This is a genomic window from Bradyrhizobium sp. UFLA06-24 (assembly GCF_054967145.1).
Genome location: NZ_JADFUE010000005.1, coordinates 115396 through 133531, shown reverse-complemented (window position 1 = coordinate 133531; position 18136 = coordinate 115396). Strand labels below are relative to the sequence as shown.

Annotated in this window: 14 protein-coding genes; 11 read left to right on the top strand and 3 right to left on the bottom strand. The window is 65.4% G+C overall.

The annotated features are described in order from the left end of the window. Positions 1-22: 22 nt before the first annotated feature. From IF809_RS07085 to IF809_RS07075, 3 genes are all read left to right on the top strand, one after another. On the top strand, positions 23-835 hold the full coding sequence (locus IF809_RS07085; protein ID WP_128965359.1) for a UDP-2,3-diacylglucosamine diphosphatase: 813 nt from the start codon (positions 23-25) through the stop codon (positions 833-835). Continuing rightward, entirely contained in the window at positions 835-1878 is a 1044-nt protein-coding gene (locus IF809_RS07080) for a glycosyltransferase family 4 protein (protein ID WP_462837194.1), read from the top strand. Before IF809_RS07085 ends, IF809_RS07080 begins: the two co-directional genes overlap by 1 nt. 65 nt (positions 1879-1943) lie before the next feature. Next, positions 1944-2927: a threonine/serine dehydratase gene (locus tag IF809_RS07075; protein ID WP_453983010.1), complete on the top strand. Its 984-nt coding sequence runs from the start codon at positions 1944-1946 to the stop codon at positions 2925-2927. 284 nt (positions 2928-3211) lie between these two features. Here the strand turns inward: IF809_RS07075 and IF809_RS07070 are convergent, their stop codons facing one another. Then, complete coding sequence (locus IF809_RS07070) at positions 3212-4948, bottom strand: caspase family protein (RefSeq protein WP_462837193.1); 1737 nt, start codon at positions 4946-4948, stop codon at positions 3212-3214. A 294-nt stretch (positions 4949-5242) separates the two neighbouring features. Beyond that, entirely contained in the window at positions 5243-6616 is a 1374-nt protein-coding gene (locus IF809_RS07065) for a hypothetical protein (protein ID WP_462837192.1), read from the bottom strand. A gap of 75 nt (positions 6617-6691) precedes the next feature. Between IF809_RS07065 and IF809_RS07060 the strand changes: the two genes are divergently transcribed. After that, positions 6692-7888, top strand: coding sequence for an MFS transporter (locus tag IF809_RS07060; protein WP_462837191.1), 1197 nt, complete (start codon positions 6692-6694; stop codon positions 7886-7888). On the opposite strand, the gene dgcA is transcribed toward IF809_RS07060, so the two are convergent. Beyond that, positions 7858-8853 (bottom strand): N-acetyl-D-Glu racemase DgcA, encoded by a 996-nt coding sequence (gene dgcA / locus IF809_RS07055; RefSeq protein WP_453983014.1) that lies wholly within the window; start codon positions 8851-8853, stop codon positions 7858-7860. The two genes, IF809_RS07060 and dgcA, sit on opposite strands and share 31 nt — an antisense overlap. Before the next feature lie 134 nt (positions 8854-8987). On the opposite strand from dgcA, the gene IF809_RS07050 reads away from it, so the two are divergent. From IF809_RS07050 to IF809_RS07020, 7 genes are all read left to right on the top strand, one after another. Then, positions 8988-10121: an MlaE family ABC transporter permease gene (locus IF809_RS07050; RefSeq protein WP_462837190.1), complete on the top strand. Its 1134-nt coding sequence runs from the start codon at positions 8988-8990 to the stop codon at positions 10119-10121. A gap of 2 nt (positions 10122-10123) precedes the next feature. Beyond that, positions 10124-10894: an ABC transporter ATP-binding protein gene (locus tag IF809_RS07045; protein WP_164938577.1), complete on the top strand. Its 771-nt coding sequence runs from the start codon at positions 10124-10126 to the stop codon at positions 10892-10894. A gap of 16 nt (positions 10895-10910) precedes the next feature. Next, a complete protein-coding gene (locus IF809_RS07040) occupies positions 10911-11810 on the top strand; it encodes an MlaD family protein (protein ID WP_128965368.1) in 900 nt (299 codons plus the stop codon). Between the two features lie 272 nt (positions 11811-12082). Beyond that, positions 12083-12259 (top strand): DUF3311 domain-containing protein, encoded by a 177-nt coding sequence (locus tag IF809_RS07035; protein WP_128965369.1) that lies wholly within the window; start codon positions 12083-12085, stop codon positions 12257-12259. Further along, positions 12249-13739: a monocarboxylate uptake permease MctP gene (mctP, locus tag IF809_RS07030; protein WP_462837189.1), complete on the top strand. Its 1491-nt coding sequence runs from the start codon at positions 12249-12251 to the stop codon at positions 13737-13739. The genes IF809_RS07035 and mctP overlap by 11 nt, the downstream gene beginning before the upstream one ends. Positions 13740-13866: 127 nt before the next feature. Continuing rightward, the gene (locus IF809_RS07025) at positions 13867-17454 is read left to right on the top strand and encodes a hybrid sensor histidine kinase/response regulator (protein ID WP_462837188.1); all 3588 of its coding nucleotides are present in this window, start codon (positions 13867-13869) and stop codon (positions 17452-17454) included. Then, the gene (locus IF809_RS07020; RefSeq protein WP_462837187.1) at positions 17451-18104 is read left to right on the top strand and encodes a response regulator; all 654 of its coding nucleotides are present in this window, start codon (positions 17451-17453) and stop codon (positions 18102-18104) included. Before IF809_RS07025 ends, IF809_RS07020 begins: the two co-directional genes overlap by 4 nt. The last annotated feature ends 32 nt before the right edge of the window (positions 18105-18136 follow it).

The window sequence follows — 18136 nt, the reverse complement described above, 5'->3', positions numbered from 1 at the left end:
GGACATTGTTACAGGCTGTCGCATGGGAAGTTACGATGTGAGTGACGAGAGCCCGGAGCGGCGCTTTCGCACGTTGTTCATCTCCGACGTCCATCTCGGAGCCCGCGGCTCGCAAGCCGACCTTCTGCTAGACTTCCTGCGCTACCACGACGCCGATACGATCTATCTCGTCGGCGACATCGTTGACGGCTGGGCGCTGAAATCCGGCTGGTACTGGCCGCAATCGCACAACGATCTGGTGCAGAAGCTCCTGCGCAAGGCGCGCAAGGGCGCCAAGGTCATTTACATCCCGGGCAATCACGACGAGTTCCTGCGGAAATATTACGGCACGCATTTCGGCGGCATCGACGTCGTCGAGAACACCGTCCACACCGGCGCGGACGGCAAGCGCTATCTCGTCATCCACGGCGATATCTTCGATCTCGTGGTGCAGAACGCGCGTTGGCTCGCCCATCTCGGCGACAGGGCCTACGATTTCGCGATCCGGATGAACCGGCTGGTCAACTTCTTCCGCCGCATGTTCGGCGTGCGCTACTGGTCGCTGTCGCAATGGGCCAAGCAGAAGGTCAAGAAGGCGGTCAACTATATCGGCGCCTTCGAGGAGGCCCTTGCCGCCGAGGCGCGCCGCCATGAGGCCGACGGCGTGATCTGCGGGCACATCCACTACGCCGTAATCCGTGACGAGGCCGGTATCCGCTACATGAACTGCGGTGACTGGGTGGAAAGCTGCACGGCAATCGTCGAGCACGAGGACGGCCAGTTCGAGATCATCACCTGGGCCGATCACTTGCAAAAGCCCGCGCCGGTCGCGCAAGTGGCCGCAAAGGCGGCCTGATGCGCATCCTGGTCGCGACCGACGCCTGGCATCCGCAAGTCAATGGCGTCGTTCGGACCCTGACCAAGCTTGCGGACGCGGCCACCGCGCTCGATGTGAAGTTCTGTTTTCTCACGCCTAATTCGTTCCGCACCTTCGCAATGCCGAGCTACCGCGACGTGCGGCTCGCGATGCCGCGCCCGGCGCGCATCGCGAAATTGATCGCGGAGGCGCAGCCCGATAGCATTCATATTGCGACGGAAGGCCCGATCGGCCTGATGGTCCGCCGCTATTGCCGGCAGCGCAAGCTGCCGTTCACGACCAGCTTCCATACCCGCTTTCCCGAATATGTCCGCGCCCGCGTGCCGGTTCCGGGCTCGCTGATCTGGCGCGCGCTCCGCCGTTTCCACAGCCCGAGCCGTGCCGTGATGGCGGCAACGCCGGCGCTGGCCCGCGAGCTCGGCGAGCGAGGGTTCGAGAACGTCGTGCTGTGGCCGCGCGGTGTCGACACCCATCTGTTCCACCCCCGCGCCGTCGACCTCTGCCTGCCGGCCCCGGTGTTCCTCTCGGTCGGCCGCGTCGCAGTGGAGAAGAACCTGGAGGCGTTCCTCGACCTTGATCTGCCCGGTACCAAAGTGATCGTCGGCGATGGCCCGGCGCGCAACGCGCTGGAAGAGGCCTATCCCGACGCCATCTTCCTGGGCGAGAAGCACGGCGAGGAACTGGCCGATATCTATGCCGCGGCCGACGTCTTCGTGTTTCCGAGCAGGACCGACACGTTCGGCCTGGTCCTGCTCGAGGCGCTGGCGAGCGGCCTGCCGGTTGCCGCCTTTCCGGTGAAGGGGCCGCGCGACGTCATCGGCGATGCGCCGGTCGGCGCGCTGGAGGAGGACCTGCGCAGTGCCTGCTTTGCCGCGCTCGACATCTCGCGGCAGGCCTGCGTCGAATTCGCCGCCGAATACACCTGGGAGGCTTCGGCGCGGGCCTTTGTCGACAGCATTTTGGCTGTTGATGCGGTGCTGCCGGGCCGGAAAGGGGCGGAACAGCCGCGCTTCGTGGCCTGATTGGAGAGAAATCCTCGCGCGCAGGTGTCTTGCCCGGTCCGCTCCCGCCGCGATAACATCGCGCCATGTCCGAACAGCCCCTTCCGGTCGGCCCCGCCGATATCGACGCCGCAGCGCGCGTGCTCGCGCCCTTCGCCGTCCGCACCCCGCTGTTGTCCTTTCCAGTGCTCAACGAGCGCGTTGGCGCCAACGTCTTCCTGAAGCCGGAGATGCTCCAGCGCACCGGCTCGTTCAAGTTCCGTGGTGCCTTCAACAAGGTGTTCTCGATCCCGCAGGACAAGCGCGCCGGCGGCGTCGTCGCGTTCTCCTCCGGCAACCACGCCCAGGGCGTGGCGGCGGCGGCGAAGATCCTGGACATGCAGGCGACCATCGTGATGCCGGCGGACGCCCCGCTGTCCAAGCGCGAGCGCACCAAATCCTATGGCGCCGAGGTCGTGCTGTACGATCGTGACAAGGACGATCGCGAGGCGATCTCGCGTGGCATCGCCGAGAAGCGCGGCGCGACATTGGTCCGGCCCTATGACGATCCGTTCGTGATCGCAGGCCAGGGCACCGCCGGCCGCGAGATCGCACAGGACATGGCATCGCTTGGCCTTGCTCCCGACATCGTGGTCGCGCCCGCTTCCGGCGGCGGACTGATCGCGGGCGTCGCCACGGCCGTAAAGGCGCGTTATCCGCAAGCCCAGATCGTGGTGGCCGAGCCCGAGGCGTTCGACGATCACGGCCTGTCGCTAAGTGTCGGCCATCGCGAGCCGCATCCGCCGGCAGGCCGCACCATCTGCGATGCCTTGATGGCGCTGATCCCGGGCGAGATGACCTTTGCGATCAACAGCAAGCTGCTCGCGCGCGGCGTCACGGCCTCGGACAAGGAAGTCGGCGCAGCGGTGGCCTTTGCCTATCGCGAGCTGAAGCTCGTCGTCGAGCCCGGCGGCGCGGTGGGTCTTGCGGCGTTGCTGGCGGGGCGTCTCGATGTCGCCGGCAAGAACGTCGTCATCGTGCTGTCAGGCGGCAATGTCGATGCGGATCTGTTCGCCGAGCTGGTGGCCTGAGTTCTCAAGCTTTTGACACGATGAATGGACAGAGCGCCGCCGCTCTGTCCCTTTTGTGTCGTGGGTTCAAAAACTCGCCGCTTGCTCGTTGCAACCTCTCCGCTTGCGGGGGAGGCGTCGGCCGCCCCGGCGGCCGTTCTCTTTAAAACACCGAGGCAAAGCCTCGGCTGCGGCGAAGCGTCGGTTGGGGGCTCTGTCCTCTTGGGGATTGTCCCATTGCGGAGACACTCCTCTCCCCAATCCTCCCCCGCAATCGGGGGAGGGAGCGCACTATCTACAGGACATCAGTGCATGAACCCGCGGTGATTGCCGCCGCCCATCATCGGCGCCTGGTTCATCGACTGGCGGAAATTGTTTCCGCCGCCATTGTTGATCCGGTTGATGGTGCTGAACTGCGGACGGGTGTTCTGCACCTGGACCTTGTTGACCGGATTGTTGTTGAGCTTCACGCCGTTGTTGATGTGGATCGGATTAGTCTGCGTCTGAACGTTCACTGGCTTCACATCGAGGGTCGAGCCGCCCTTGCCTGTTGTCACGGGCATGCTCACGACCTTACCCGCCGTGCCGGTGTTGGCTTTGCCCGTGGTCGGCGTCGTGGTGCTCACCGGCAGCGTCGTGATCTTGCCGATGCCGCCAGTGCTCGTCGTGTTACTGGGCGCGGGCAGGGTGACGATCTTGCCAGGGATTTGCGACGGCGTGCCATTGCCGAGCTTGCCGACGACGTTGCCATCGACCGACTTCTGCACGATCGGCAGGTTGGCGTTCGCCTGCATCCCGCCATTGCCGTGCTGCATCAGCGGCATGTATTTGGGCGCGCCGAGATTGCCGATCTTCAGGGTCGGGGCAATGCTCTGCGGAGCCAGGAACTTCGTCGCCTGCATCAGGGGGATCAGCTTCGGCTGCGCCTCGAGCTTCAGTGCGACTTGCGCATAGGGGCTGCTGTTGTACTTGTCGTAGAAGGCCTTGTAGCCGAACGGCGAGTTCAACAACACGGCTTCATGCCAGGCCTGCGAGATCAGCAGGTTCGCGAGCAGCCAGCGGATGTGATCGCACAGCGGGTCGTGCGGGTACATCGCGATGAACTCCTGATAGTACTCGGGCCGGCCCTCCGACAGTACGTAATCATAGGCTTGGCGCGCCGAACGGCTCGGCAGGTTCGAGGCCATCTGCACCACCGGCGCATGCACCGGTGCGCGGTTGGCGGCAACGACCGTGTCGCCGAAGAAGGTGAAGTCTGAGGTGAGGGAAGAGCTCTCCCAGGGAACTTGCGCGCCGCTGGTGCTCTGGTTCACGGCGAGACGCACGCGCTTGAACAGCTGCTCGATCGGCACGTTGGGCTCGCGCGCGATGTTCAGGAACGCCTGCGTGTAGGGGCTGTGGCCGCCCGTGCCGTCGAGCGCCTCGGCGCCCGGCGCGGTCGAATAGCCGACGATCGAGCCGTTCGGCGCATCGACGATGGCAAGGCCCCGACCGGCGTCGTTCACCTTCGGGAACGGGTTGTTGCGGCAGGCATCGAGGATGACGATACGCATCCGGCTCGGGATCGTCTCCAGCGTCGACATCACATCGACCAGGCGGACGGAGTCGTTGACGAGCTCGGTCTGGTTCGAGACCTTCGCATCGACGGGAACGAGATAGTTCTCGCCGGCGAGCTGTACGCCGTGGCCGGCGTAGTAGACCATCGCCACCGTGTTCGGGCCGCGCGCGGACACCTTGGCCGAGAAATCCTGCACCACGCGCAGCATGTCGTTCTGGCCGAGGTCCGTCGCCGAGATCACCTCGAAGCCGGCCGAGTTGAGGAATTGCGCCATCGACTGCGCGTCATTGTCGGGATTCGCGAGCTGCGGCGCGTTCTGGTAGTTCGAATTGCCGATCACCAGCGCGACCCGCTGCTCCGGGCCTTGCAGCGCGGTCGGGGCGGGTTCGACAGGGGCGACTTGCGCGGAAACCGGGCCGCAGGCGAAGCCGAACAGGCTTCCCAGCAGACCAGCTGTCATCAGGACGGATTTCAGGCGGACCATGGCGTGCTCCTTTGGCACTCATCTCGATGCGAGATTGGTTGCAAGGAACCTAGGTCGCGTTCGAGTCCGGGGTCCGTGATCCCGGTCACCATGCGGAAGTGCGTGATCCAGGTCACGCGAGGGGCGGATATGCGTCACATGTCGCTCTCCGTGCCCCGGACGCAGCGCAGCGCTCTTTAGCGGTGCGCTGCTGTGCCGGGCCCATGTCTCCGAAAGCATTCGTGTGGCGTGGGTTCCCGGCTCTGCGCGGCAGCGTTGCATGCTGCAGCGCGTCAGGGACACAAGAGATCGCCCTTACGAGAAGAACGCGATCTTCTCGGCTTGGGTCATGCGGCGGATCGGGGCGAGCGCATCGTTGGCGGCGGGGCGGGGTCGTTGCAGGATGCCGCTGGCCAGGATGGTGGCGCCGAGCGAGGGCGCGGGCAGGGGTGACGGCGTCGGCAGAATTGCGCTGGGTACTGCGTCGAGTGATGCAGCGGCCGCCATGGCAGCGGCCGGCTGCTCCATCACTTCGGCGGCTGCTTCCGCGATGGCATCCGTCAGGCGCGCGAGCGATTCCATCGCGATCGGGGCCTCAGTCACCGGCTCGTCGACATCAGGCTCTTCGACATGGGGCACGACCGGCGCTTCCATGGCGACCGGCTCCGCGATGTCAGCGGCCATCGTTTCCGGCATCGGCGCAGGACTGGCGGCTTCCATTTCCGCGGGCTCGACGATCGCGTCGAACTCCGGATCGGGCGCGGCCATCTCCAGCGCGATGGCCTCGAGGATGGCTTCGTCCTCGGCTTCCGCGGCGGCATCGAGCGAGAATTCGTCGGTGATCTCGGCGACGGCTTCGGGCTCGGCGAGGCCTTCCTCGACGGCAGCAACATTCTTTTCGATGGCGGTGTGGCTTTCGGCGATCTCCGGTGCGTTCGCAACGTTCATCGCCTCCCCAGTGCCGCCGCTCGTCTCAACGGCCGCCTCGGGCTCAGGCTCGGGCGCGGCGATCTCCGGCATCTCCGTAAAAGCCACGGGAGTGTCGCTGGCGATCGCCGCTGGCGCCTCGGCCTCAGGCGCTTCCGCGACCGGCGGAGCTTCCTGCGCAGGCACCGGAGCAGGACGGGCCGAGCTCTGCGGCGCAGCGCCGCCGCCGGCCTCGGTCTGCTCGAGACGATCCCTGAGCAGATCAAAGGCGGCCTTGAGGTCGGCGCGCGGGTCGATGGTCGACGTCTGGGCGCAGGCAGCTTCGATCGAGGCGAGCTGCGAATCAATGAGGTCGCAGATCCGTCCGTCGGCGCCGATCTCGCGCCAGCGCCAGGAGATCTCCTTGATGATGCGAACGCCGCGCGTAACAGGCGCAAGGCTCGCCGCGATCGCGGCGGGATCGAAGGCTTTGCCGGCGGCGCTTTCTGCCTCCTCGACGGCGCGGCGGATCGCGACCAGCGCTTCGGGCAGGCGGTCCTCGACAACAGGTTGTCGCTGTGCCGCAAGGCTTTCTTCGATTTTCGCGACAGCGTCGAGCACCATGCGGGTGTCGGCATTGCGGTTGCGCTTGGCGTATTCGCCGAGGAACCAGCGGCCGCGCGCGGTCTCCATGAAGGCTTCGCGGATCGCGTCGTAATCCTGCTCGTTCGGCTCGGCCGCGCGGGCAGACATGGGCGAAAGGGCGAATGCTTCGTTGGCCATGACAATCTCGTCGCGCAAATCACCGCGCGTTACTGTAACGATCACCACGATATCGACCGAATCGCAATTGGTTTGATGCCGTCCGAATCACAAATCTCCACACCAGCATCAGTCAAGCGGCGATTCGCCGTGAGCCTTGCGCTGTTCTATTCGGCGGTGTTCGCGGTATCAGGCACGCATCTGCCGTTCTTCCCGGTCTGGCTCAAGGCGGTCGGCATCGACGCGTCCTGGATCGGCCTCATCAACGCGCTGCCGGCGCTGACGCGCTTCACCACGCTGCCGCAGATCACCGCCTTTGCCGAAAGACAACATGCGATTCGCGCCGGCATGATGATCTCGGTGCTGGCCACCGCGATCGGCTTTGCGGCTGTCGGCCTGCAGCATCGGCCGCTGGCGCTGTTTGTGATCTACGCGCTCACCTGCATCATGTGGACGCCGACGACGCCGCTCACCGATGCCTATGCGCTGCGCGGCGTCGCGCGCTACGGGCTCGACTATGGGCCCTTGCGGCTATGGGGCTCGGCGGCGTTCGCCGCCGGCTCGCTCGCTTGCGGCTATCTCGTCGACATCATCGCAGCGCGCGAGCTGATCTGGATCATCGTCGCCTGGGCCGTCGTTGCAGTCCTCGCCGGCCTGCTGCTGCAGCCGCTCGACGAGGTCAGGCGGAAGACGACGGAGACACATGCCGGCAAGGCGCTGCTGCGCGATGGTGGCTTCTGGGCGGTGATTGCGTCGGCTGCGCTGATCCAGGGCAGCCATGTCGCTTATTACACGTTCTCGGCCATCAATTGGCAGCTCCATGGCATCAGTGGGCTGACGATCGCGGGGCTGTGGACGCTGGGCGTGATCGCCGAGATCATCGTCTTTGCGCTGTCGCCGCGCTTTTCGCTGCATCCGTCATCGCTGATGGCGATCGGGGGCTTGAGCGCCGTGCTGCGCTGGATCGTCACGGCCAACGAGCCGCCACTGGCGCTGCTTGCGATCGCACAGCTCGGTCACGGCCTCACGTTCGGGATGACTGTCATCGGCACCATGAATCTGCTGGTGCAGCGCGTGCCGTCGCATCAGATCGCGCGCGGGCAGGGCTATCTCGCCGCATGCAGCGGATTATTGGGCGCGGTGACCTCGATCGCCTCGGGCGCGATCTACGCCCGCATCGGCGACAACCTGTATTACGTGATGGCAGCGATGGCCGCGGCCGGCGCGCTGGTGATCTGGTTAGCCCGGCACTGGCTCACGGCTCATCCCCAGAGCGAGGCCTCCGGCGGATAGACCAGGCTCTCGTCATAACGTAGCCCGTGATCGCGGTCGCGCGCCAGCAGCAAGGGGCCGTCTAGATCGACGAAGCGCGCCTGCGGCGTCACCAGCATTGCAGGCGCCATCGACAGCGAAGTCGCGACCATGCAGCCAATCATGATCTCGAAGCCGAGCGCTTGGGCGGCATCGGCCATGGCCAGCGCCTCGGTGAGGCCGCCGGTCTTGTCGAGCTTGATGTTGACGGCGTCGTAGCGGTCGCGGAGCGGCGCAAGGGAATTGCGGTCATGCACGCTCTCGTCGGCGCAGACGGTGAGCGGCCGCCTGATGCGCGCCAGCGCCTCGTCTTTGCCTGATGGTAGCGGTTGCTCGACCAGGGTGACGCCGACGGCGGCGCAGGCGGCGAGGTTCTGTTCCAGATTGGCCTCGGTCCAGGCCTCGTTGGCGTCCACGATGAGCTCGGACTCCGGGGCCGCCCTGCGCACGGCCGCGATCCGCTCCGGATCGCCGTCCCCGCCGAGCTTGATCTTGAGCAGCGGCCGGTGCGCCGCCCTGGCGGTCGCCGCCGCCATCGCCTCCGCCGTGCCCAGCGAGATCGTGTAGGCGGTGGTGCGCTCGCCGGGCATGGGGCGGTCGAGCAGGCTCCAGGCCCGCCGGCCGGTCGCCTTGGCCTCGAGATCGATCAGAGCACAATCTAGGGCATTGCGGGCAGCGCCAGGCGGCATAGCGGCCTGGAGAGCCTGCCGCGTCAGCCCGTCCGCGACAGCCCCCTGCATGGCCTCGATCGCGGCCAGCGTCGCCTCGGGCGTCTCGCCATAGCGGGGATAGGGCACGCATTCGCCGCGGCCGGTCAGGCTGTTTTGGCTTAACTCGGCCACAACGGTCACGGCTTCGGTCTTGGCGCCCCGGCTGATTGTGAAACTGCCGGCGATCGGAAACCGCTCGATTCGCACCGTGAGGACGGGAACATTGCTGGAAGTCATTTTGAACTCTGGCGAAATCTGAACCTGCTGGTTACCTGTAGCAACTAACATTAACCAGTTGGGGATACCTTTTCCGGGTAAGGGCGTGTGCGCAACTATCTGATTTCCTCCGCCCCGGGTCGGGAGCGGACATCTTGAGCGGCGATCCCAAGCTGGAACGGATTGCCAAGGGCAATGCGCTGGCTCTCTGTGCCACCGGAACCTGGACCGCGAGCTTCGCGCCCGCGCTGGAGCGGATGGTGGCCGATGCCGAGAAGCTCGCCGGCGGTCCCCAGAGCATCTTCATCGACGTGTCCGAGGTCGCCAAGCTCGACACCTTCGGCGCCTGGCTGATCGAACGGCTGCGACGCAGCCTGACGCAAGGGTCCGTCGAGGCGCAGATCGCCGGGCTGTCGGCGAATTATTCGAGCCTCGTCGACGAAGTGCGCCGTGTCAGGGCGACGCCGGTGGTCGAGACCTCGACGATCACCATCACCGGCATGCTGGAGCAGATCGGCCGGACCGTCGCGGGCCTCGCCGGTACGGTCGCCGGCCTCGTCGACATGTTAGGTGCGGTGCTCGCCGCGGGCGGCCGGGTGCTGATCCATCCACGCTCGTTCCGCCTGACCTCGACCGTGCATCACATGGAGCAGGTTTGCTGGCGCGCGGTGCCGATCATCGTGCTGATCACCTTCCTGATCGGCTGCATCATCGCGCAGCAGGGCATTTTCCACTTCCGCCGCTTTGGTGCCGACATCTTCGTCGTCGACATGCTCGGCGTCTTGGTGCTGCGCGAGATCGGCGTGTTGCTAGTCGCCATCATGGTGGCGGGCCGCTCGGGCAGCGCCTACACCGCCGAGCTCGGCTCGATGAAGATGCGCGAGGAGATCGACGCGCTGCGCACCATGGGCTTCGACCCGATCGAGGTGCTGGTACTGCCGCGCATGCTGGCGCTGGTGCTGGCGCTGCCGATCCTCGCCTTCCTGGGCGCCATGGCGGCGCTCTATGGCGGGGGGCTGGTCGCCTGGCTCTATGGCGGCGTCGATCCGGAGGCTTTTCTTTTGCGCTTGCGCGACGCCATCTCGATCGATCATTTCATCGTCGGCATCGTCAAGGCGCCCGTCATGGCCGCGGTGATCGGCATCGTCGCCTGCGTCGAAGGCCTCGCCGTGCAGGGCAGCGCGGAATCGCTGGGCCAGCACACCACTGCGTCGGTGGTGAAAGGCATCTTCTTCGTCATCGTGATGGACGGCGTGTTCGCCATCTTCTTCGCCTCGATCGGGATGTGACGATGGCGGGCGAGATTGAAAATCCCATTATCCGCGTCCGCGACATCACCGTGCAGTTCGGTGCGACGCGCGTGCTCGACGGCCTCAACCTCGACGTCAAGCGCGGCGAGATTTTGGGATTTGTCGGGCCCTCCGGTGCGGGCAAATCGGTGCTGACGCGGACCATTATCGGCCTGGTGCCGAAGGTCGCCGGCTCCATCCAGGTGTTCGGCGTCGATCTCGATTCCTCCAGTACCTCGCAGCGCCGCAATGTCGAGCGGCGCTGGGGCGTGCTGTTCCAGCAGGGTGCGCTGTTCTCCTCGCTCACCGTGCGGCAGAACATCCAGTTTCCGATGCGCGAATATCTTCGCGTCTCGCAGCGGCTGATGGACGAGATCACCATGGCCAAGCTTGCCATGGTCGGGCTCAAGCCTGAAGTGGCCGAGCGTTTCCCATCGGAACTCTCAGGCGGCATGATCAAGCGCGTCGCGCTCGCACGCGCGCTGTCGCTCGATCCCGACCTCGTGTTCCTGGACGAGCCGACCTCGGGCCTCGATCCGATCGGCGCCGGCGATTTCGACGAACTGGTGCGCACGCTTCAGCGCACTTTGGGGCTGACCGTTTTCATGGTAACCCACGATCTCGACAGCCTTTACACAGCTTGCGACCGCATCGCCGTTTTAGGGAACGGTAAGATCATTGCGGCAGGGTCGATCGCCGACATGCAGGCCTCGCAGCATCCTTGGCTGAGGCAGTATTTCCATGGCAAGCGCGCCCGCGCGGTGATGAGTTGAGTAGCCGGAGCACCTGATGGAAACGCGGGCCAATTACGTCCTGATCGGATCGTTCACGCTGGCAGTGATCGCGGCGGCGATCGGCTTCGTGCTCTGGTTCCAATCGCTGCACACCACCAAGCAGCGCAGCCCCCTGCGCGTCGTGTTCGAAGGCCCGGCGGCCGGCCTACGCAACGGCGGCAGCGTCAATTTCAACGGTATCCGAGTGGGCGAGGTGGTTTCGGTGAAGCTCGACAATCCGCGGCGAGTTGTCGCACTCGCCATGGTCGAGAACAACACCCCGCTTCGCAAGGACACCCTGGTCGGCCTCGAATTCCAGGGCCTCACAGGCGTTGCCGCGATCTCGCTCAAGGGCGGCGACGAGGCCGCGCCGCCTCCGCCGCTCGACGAGGACGGCATTCCGACGCTGACGGCCGATCCAAACAGGCTTCAGGACGTCACCGAGGCGATCCGCGGCACGCTGCAGAACATCAACAAGATCGTCGCGGACAATCAGGAATCGGTGAAAAACTCGCTGAAGAACCTGGAGACCTTCACCAACTCGCTCGCGCGCAACTCCGAGAAGATCGATGGCGTGATGGCCAAGGTCGACGGCGTGATGCTCAAGGCCGACGGGGTGATGCTCAAGGCGGACAATCTCATGCTCGGCCTCAATACGCTTGCCGGCGGCAAGGACGGCGGCGAGCTGTTCCTGACCGTGAAATCGATCCGTGAACTCGCCGAAGATTTCGACAAGCGCTCTGGTGCACTGATGACCGACGGCCGTCGCACGCTCGGCGACATCAGCCGCGCCGTGAATAATTTCGATCGCAACCCGACCCGCGTGCTGTTCGGCGCCAGCAACAGCAGCGCACAGCCCGCCCCGCCGCCCGAGCCGCCGAAGCCGGCGCCCGCCGCGAGCGGCCGACGGCAGTAAGCGCAACTCCTCCGTCATTGCGAGCGTAGCGAAGAAATCCGGACTGTTTCCGCCGGGGCAGTCTAGATTGCTTCGTCGCCAGCGGAAAATTGCTTCGCAATTTGTCGCGAGTTCCTCGCAGCAATGACGAGGACTGCCGTGCCGATACGAAAGTATGGGGGTCTCGCCGAGCCAAGGTAGGGGGAGGGGCAGGCGGGCGATGTCGGCTATATCGCGCTCAAGGCGCGCTTCACGAAGAGCGCGCCGACTTCACTCACAGGGGAGGAGAGAGCGTGATACGTCTGCTGCTGCTGTTGCCGTTCATCGGGCTGATGATCGTGCCGTTTTACAATATCCGCGAGCCGCATCTGTTCGGCTTTCCGTTCTTCTACTGGTATCAGCTCGCCTGGGTGCCGCTGACCTCGCTGCTCACCTACATCGTCTACAGGAGCATGCGCCGTGCTGACTAATGTCGATAGCGCGGCCTTTGCCGTATTCCTCGCTCTGTTCATCCTGGTCACCGGCATGGGCTTCGTCGCCGCGCGCTGGCGCAAGCCGGAGACGCTCGCCCATCTCGACGAGTGGGGCCTCGGTGGCCGCAAGTTCGGGACCTGGATCACCTGGTTCCTGGTCGGCGGCGATTTCTATACAGCCTACACAGTGATCGCCGTTCCCGCTCTGGTCTATGCGGTCGGCGCCTACGGCTTCTTCGCGCTGCCCTACACCATCATCGTCTATCCCTTCGTGTTCGCGGTCATGCCGGTGTTGTGGAAAGTCGCCAAGGAGCGCGGCTACGTCACCGCAGGCGACGTGGTGCGCGGCGCCTATGGCTCGCGCGGGCTCGAGCTTGCCGTTGCGGCCACCGGCGTGCTGGCGACGATGCCCTACATCGCGCTTCAGCTGATCGGTATGGAGGTCGCGATTAAGGCGCTCGGGCTGAGCGGCGAGGTGCCGCTCGTTCTGGCCTTCCTGGTGCTGGCGCTCTACACCTATTCGTCGGGCCTGCGTGCCCCGGCGCTGATCGCCTTCGTCAAGGACATCATGATCTACATCGTGGTAATCGCCGCGGTTGCGATCGTGCCGTCCAAGCTCGGCGGCTATGGCGCGATCTTTACCGCGGCGGATGCAGCGTTTTCGGCGAAAGGCTCGGGCGGCATCCTGCTGTCGCCGGCGCAGATCGTGCCCTATGCCTCGCTGGCGTTGGGCTCGGCGCTCGCCGCTTTCATGTATCCGCACACGCTAACCGGCATCTTCGCCGCGTCGGGCGGCAACACCATCCGCAAGAACGCGATGCTGCTGCCGGCCTATACGCTCTTGCTCGGGCTGCTCGCGCTGCTCGGCTACATGGGCCATGCCGCGGGGCTCAAGCTCGCGAGCAACAACGATGTCGTGCCGGAGCTGTTCAAGACCCTGTTCCCGAGCTGGTTCGCAGGCTTTGCGTTCGCGGCGATCGCGATCGGCGCCTTGGTGCCGGCGGCCGTCATGAGCATCGGGGCGGCCAATCTGTTCACCCGCAATTTCTGGAAGGTGTGGATCGATCCGAAGGTGACGCCGGCGGGTGAGGCGAAGGTTGCCAAGATCACCTCCATGCTGGTGAAGGTCGGCGCACTGCTCGCCATCCTCTTCATGCCGACGCAGTTCGCGCTCGATCTGCAATTGCTCGGGGGCCTGTGGATCCTGCAGACACTGCCCGCCCTCATCTTCGGGCTCTATCTGAACTGGTTCTCCAGCACGGCGCTGCTGACCGGCTGGGCCATCGGCCTGGCAGGCGGATCGTGGCTGGCGTGGTCGGACGGGCTGAAGCCGCTGCACGGCATCGACTTCGGCGCCGGCAAGGTCGCGATCTACACCGGACTGCTGGCGCTCGCGCTCAACATCGTGGTCGCCGTGGTGGTCAACCTTGCGCTCAAGGGCCTGCCACAGGCCGGCCTGTCGCGCGAGGCGGCCTGACGTCAAGTTCGGATCGGCGGCCGGCCGCCCGGCCGCCGATCCCAAATCTGCCTTCCGCGGGATTGAAAACACTCTAGTATCCGGGACCGTTCATGGGTAGGCAGGATCGATCTCGAGTGAGGATGTCTTGCAGGCGTGGTTCGTTCTTGCGGTCGCAGCCGGCTATGTAACCACGCTGTTCCTGATTGCTTGGTGGGGCGATCGGCGGAGCGTGGACGGACCGCTTGTCTCGCCAAAATCCTGGGCGGCTGCTATCAGCTATTGCCTGACACTTGCCGTCTACAACACCTCCTGGAGCTTCTACGGCTCGGTCGGCCGCGCTGCCACGAGCGGGCTCGACTTCGCCACGATCTATATCGGCCCGACCTTGGTGCTGCTGTTCGGCCAGCCGCTGCTATCCAGGGTGATCGCGATCGCGAAGGCGCAGAACGTCACCTCGATCGCCGACTTCATTGCCGCGCGCTACGGCAAGAGCCAGGTGCTTGCGGCCTTCGTGACGCTCGCTTCGCTGCTTGGCGTGCTTCCCTATATCGCGCTTCAGCTCAAGGCCGTCGGCAAGAGCTTCGACTATCTGATCCTGCAGCCTGAGCGCGCCGGCGGCGAGGCGCTGCGGTTCTGGCAGGATTCGGCCTTCGGCGTCGCCGCGTCGATGGCGCTGTTCGCCATCGTGTTCGGCGTCCGCCATGTCCATGCCAGCGAGCATCACCGCGGCTTGATGCTCGCGATCGCGTTCGAGAGCGTGGTCAAGCTGGTCGCATTCCTCGTCGTGGCGCTGTTCGTGCTGTTCGGCCTGTCGGGAGGACCGACAGCGCTGCTGTCGCACTTCTCCTCGGATCCGCAACTGGCTGGTATTCTCGCCTTCGATCCGACGCAGCCGGTCTGGCCCTCGACGGTCGTCATCTCGGCGATCGCGTTTCTGTGCCTGCCGCAGGCGTTCCACGTCGCGGTCGTCGAGAACGAGAGCCCTGGTCACACGCGCACCGCGGCGTGGCTTTATCCAACCTATCTTGCGTTGTTCAGCCTGCTGATCCTGCCGATCGCGGCCGCCGGCCTTTCGAGGTTCGGCGCCATGATGGACCCCGACACTTATGTCATCTCGCTGCCGATTGCGGCGAATGCGGGTACGATCAGCCTGATCGCCTTCCTGGGCGGGCTTTCGGCCGCGACCGGTATGGTGATCATGACCTCCGTCGCGCTGAGCACCATGCTCTGCAACGACGTCATCATGCCGCTGCTGCTGCGCTCGCGCGTCTTCGGCCTGCGCGCCCAAAGCCGGCCGATGACCTCGGTGCTGATGACGGTACGGAGGCTCTCGATCCTCGGCATCCTGCTGCTGGCCTATCTGATGCACCGCCTGGTCAACCAGGCCTATCCGCTCACCGTGATCGGCCTGTTGTCGTTCGTCGCGGTCGCGCAGTTCGGTCCGGCATTCGTCGGAGGCCTGTTCTGGCAGCGTGCCAACAAGATCGGCGCCTCGATTGGGATCGCGGCCGGATTTTCCATTTGGGCCTATACGCTGCTGCTGCCCTCGGCGGCGCCGCTCTGGCCCGCCTTCGAGGACATCGTTCGCAACGGCCCGTGGCAACTCGCGCTCCTCAAACCGAACGCGTTGTTCGGCCTCGAAGGGCTCGACCCGATCTCGCACGCGACGCTGTGGAGCCTTGCCGCGAACCTCGTCTGTTTCCTCCTGTTCTCTCTGCTGGGAGGACAAACGACGGTCGAGCGCAACCAGGCTGCGGCATTTGCCGATGGCGTCGTCCGCGACACGGTGCCGAAGCTGTCCTCCCGTGTGGTGGTTCGGCTCGACGATCTCCGCGCGCTGGCACGGCGCTTTGTCGGTGCGGCGCGCGGCGAGGCGGCCTTCGACAGCTATCTCGCGGCGCGCATGTCGGGCTCCGGGCCGCGCCTCGATCCATCGGGGCTAGTCGATCTCGATTCGATCCGCTTCACCGAAAATCTTCTTGCCGGCGCGATCGGCGCTGCCTCGGCGCGCGTGGTGATTGCGGCCTCGCTGGAAGGACATTCGCTGTCGCGGCGGGCGGCGATGGCGATGCTGGACGAAGCCTCGGAAGCCCTGCGCTTCAATCGCAGTCTCCTGCAGAGCACGCTCGAGAGCGTGCCACAGGGCATCTGCGCCTTCGATGCCGATTTCAACATCACGGCCTGGAACGGGCGGTTCATCGCGCTGCTCGACCTGCCGCCGGATTTCGTGCGCGTCGGCCTTCCGCTCGCCGAGCTCATTGCCTTCAACGTCGAGCGCGGCGAATACGCCGCGTCCGAATTTGCAGCTCTCCTGGTCAATCGCGATGTCGCGACCCAGAGCTGGCCCTATTTGTACGAGCGCAAGCGTCCTGAGGGCACGGTGCTCGAGATCGTTTATGACCGCATCGCCGAGGGCGGCTATGTCTCGACCTACACCGATGTGACCGAGCGTCACCGCGCCGCGGAAGCGCTACGGCGGGCCAACGAGGATCTCGAGCTGCGCGTCCGCGAGCGGACCGAGGCGCTCGAGCAGGCCAAGGCGGAGGCCGAGCAGGCTAATCTCGGCAAGACCCGCTTCCTGGCGGCGGCGAGCCACGATCTGCTGCAACCGTTGAACGCGGCGCGTCTGTTCCTGTCGGCGCTCGACGAAAGTCTGCAAGCCTCTTCGCATGCCGGTGCGGCCGAGAAGGAGCGAACGCTTGCCGGCAGCGCCATCACGGCCTTGCGCTCGACCGAACATGTGCTCGACAGGCTGCTTGACATCTCCTCCTACGATGCCGGCGCGGTCCGCGCCGAGCCGTTCGACTTTCCGATCGCCGATCTTCTCGTGCAGCTGAACGTGGAGTTCTCGGCGATGGCGCGCGAGCGTAACCTCGCCTTCCGTGTCGTCGATTGCTCTCTCTCGGTGCGCAGCGACCCGCATCTGTTGCGGCGAATTCTTCAGAACCTGTTGTCGAACGCGCTGCGCTACACGCCCAAGGACACATCCAAGGACACATCCAAGGACAGATCCAGGGGACGCATCCTGCTCGGCTGCAGGCGGCGCGATGGCCATCTGCGCATCGAGGTCTGGGATACCGGCATCGGGATCGCCGCGGCGGACCAGAAGCGGATCTTCGAGGAATTCCAGCGCCTGACGCCCGGATCGGAGAAGGGGCTGGGCTTGGGACTTGCGATCGTCGACCGCGTCTCGCGGCTGCTGGGGCATCCCGTCGATGTCCGTTCACGTCCTGGACGCGGCTCATGCTTTGCGGTCACCGTGCCGCTCGCGCAGGGACCTGGAACGCCGCTCCAGCGCAAGGTGGCGGCCACGGCGCCTGCGACGACCGAGCGACAGCTGACGATCCTGTGTCTGGACAATGATGCGACGATCCTCGACGGCCTGACGGCGCTGCTCGCCGGCTGGGGTCATCGCGTGCTGGTCGCAACCGATGCGAACCGTGCCATGGCCGCGGCAGCGGCAAGCCCTCCTGACGTCGTGCTGGTCGATTATCATCTCGGTGGCGAGCGCACCGGCTTGGACTTTCTCGACGATCTCAGGCAGAGGTCAGGACGCGGCGTCTGCGCGCTGGTCGTCACCGGCGATCGCAGCGAGGCGGTCCGCGCCGCGGCGAGGGCGCGCGGCTGCGAGGTGCTGTCCAAGCCGGTCAAGCCGGCGGCGCTGCGGCGCTTCCTCGGCAGCGAAGCCTTGAGCCGCCAGTTCGGGACCAAACAGGGAGCTTCCTCGGCGTGACCATGCGCATCCTTATCGGCGATGATCACCCGCTGGTGCAGGCCGCGCTCCGCAGCGCGCTCTCGACCGTGCTGCCCGATCTCGACATCATCGCCTGCCAGTCGCTTGACGAGGCGGTGAGCGCGCTCTCCGTTCGGTCGGACGATATCGACCTGATCCTGTGGGATCTGACCATGCCGGGGATTCAGGGATTTGCCGCGCTGTTCATTCTGTCGGCACAATTTCCGACGGTGCCGGTGGCGATCATCTCGGCGCGGCAGGACGCCGCCACCATCCGACGCGCGATCGCCTATGGCGCATCCGGCTACATCCCGAAGTCGCTGGGCCTGCCCGAGATGGCGGAAGCGATCACGAAGATCCTCGCCGGCGAAATCTGGATGCCGCCCAATGTCGGCGGCCGCGGCTCGATCCAGAGCGCCGATGTCGAGCTTGCCGGCCGCATGGCCTCGCTGTCGGCGCAACAGCTGCGCATTCTCGCGATGATCGTCGAGGGCAAGCTCAACAAGCAGATCGCCGGCGAACTCGACATCGCCGAGCAGACCGTGAAAGGGCACGTCTCGACAATCCTGCGCAAGCTCGGCGTCGGCTCGCGGACCCAGGCCGCTGTGCTGGCCGAGCGGCTGTCGTTCGGGCAGCCAGGCGGAACCTGAGTTCGCGAGGGAACCTGGTTTCCAAGCGTCAA

Bases quoted from the DNA above. Each gene is read 5' to 3' on its own strand.
- IF809_RS07085 (WP_128965359.1), top strand. From the start codon at position 23: ATGGGAAGTTACGATGTGAGTGACGAGAGCCCGGAGCGGCGCTTTCGC.
- IF809_RS07080 (WP_462837194.1), top strand. From the start codon at position 835: ATGCGCATCCTGGTCGCGACCGACGCCTGGCATCCGCAAGTCAATGGC.
- IF809_RS07075 (WP_453983010.1), top strand. From the start codon at position 1,944: ATGTCCGAACAGCCCCTTCCGGTCGGCCCCGCCGATATCGACGCCGCA.
- IF809_RS07070 (WP_462837193.1), bottom strand. From the start codon at position 4,948: ATGGTCCGCCTGAAATCCGTCCTGATGACAGCTGGTCTGCTGGGAAGC.
- IF809_RS07065 (WP_462837192.1), bottom strand. From the start codon at position 6,616: ATGGCCAACGAAGCATTCGCCCTTTCGCCCATGTCTGCCCGCGCGGCC.
- IF809_RS07060 (WP_462837191.1), top strand. From the start codon at position 6,692: ATGCCGTCCGAATCACAAATCTCCACACCAGCATCAGTCAAGCGGCGA.
- dgcA (WP_453983014.1), bottom strand. From the start codon at position 8,853: ATGACTTCCAGCAATGTTCCCGTCCTCACGGTGCGAATCGAGCGGTTT.
- IF809_RS07045 (WP_164938577.1), top strand. From the start codon at position 10,124: ATGGCGGGCGAGATTGAAAATCCCATTATCCGCGTCCGCGACATCACC.
- IF809_RS07040 (WP_128965368.1), top strand. From the start codon at position 10,911: ATGGAAACGCGGGCCAATTACGTCCTGATCGGATCGTTCACGCTGGCA.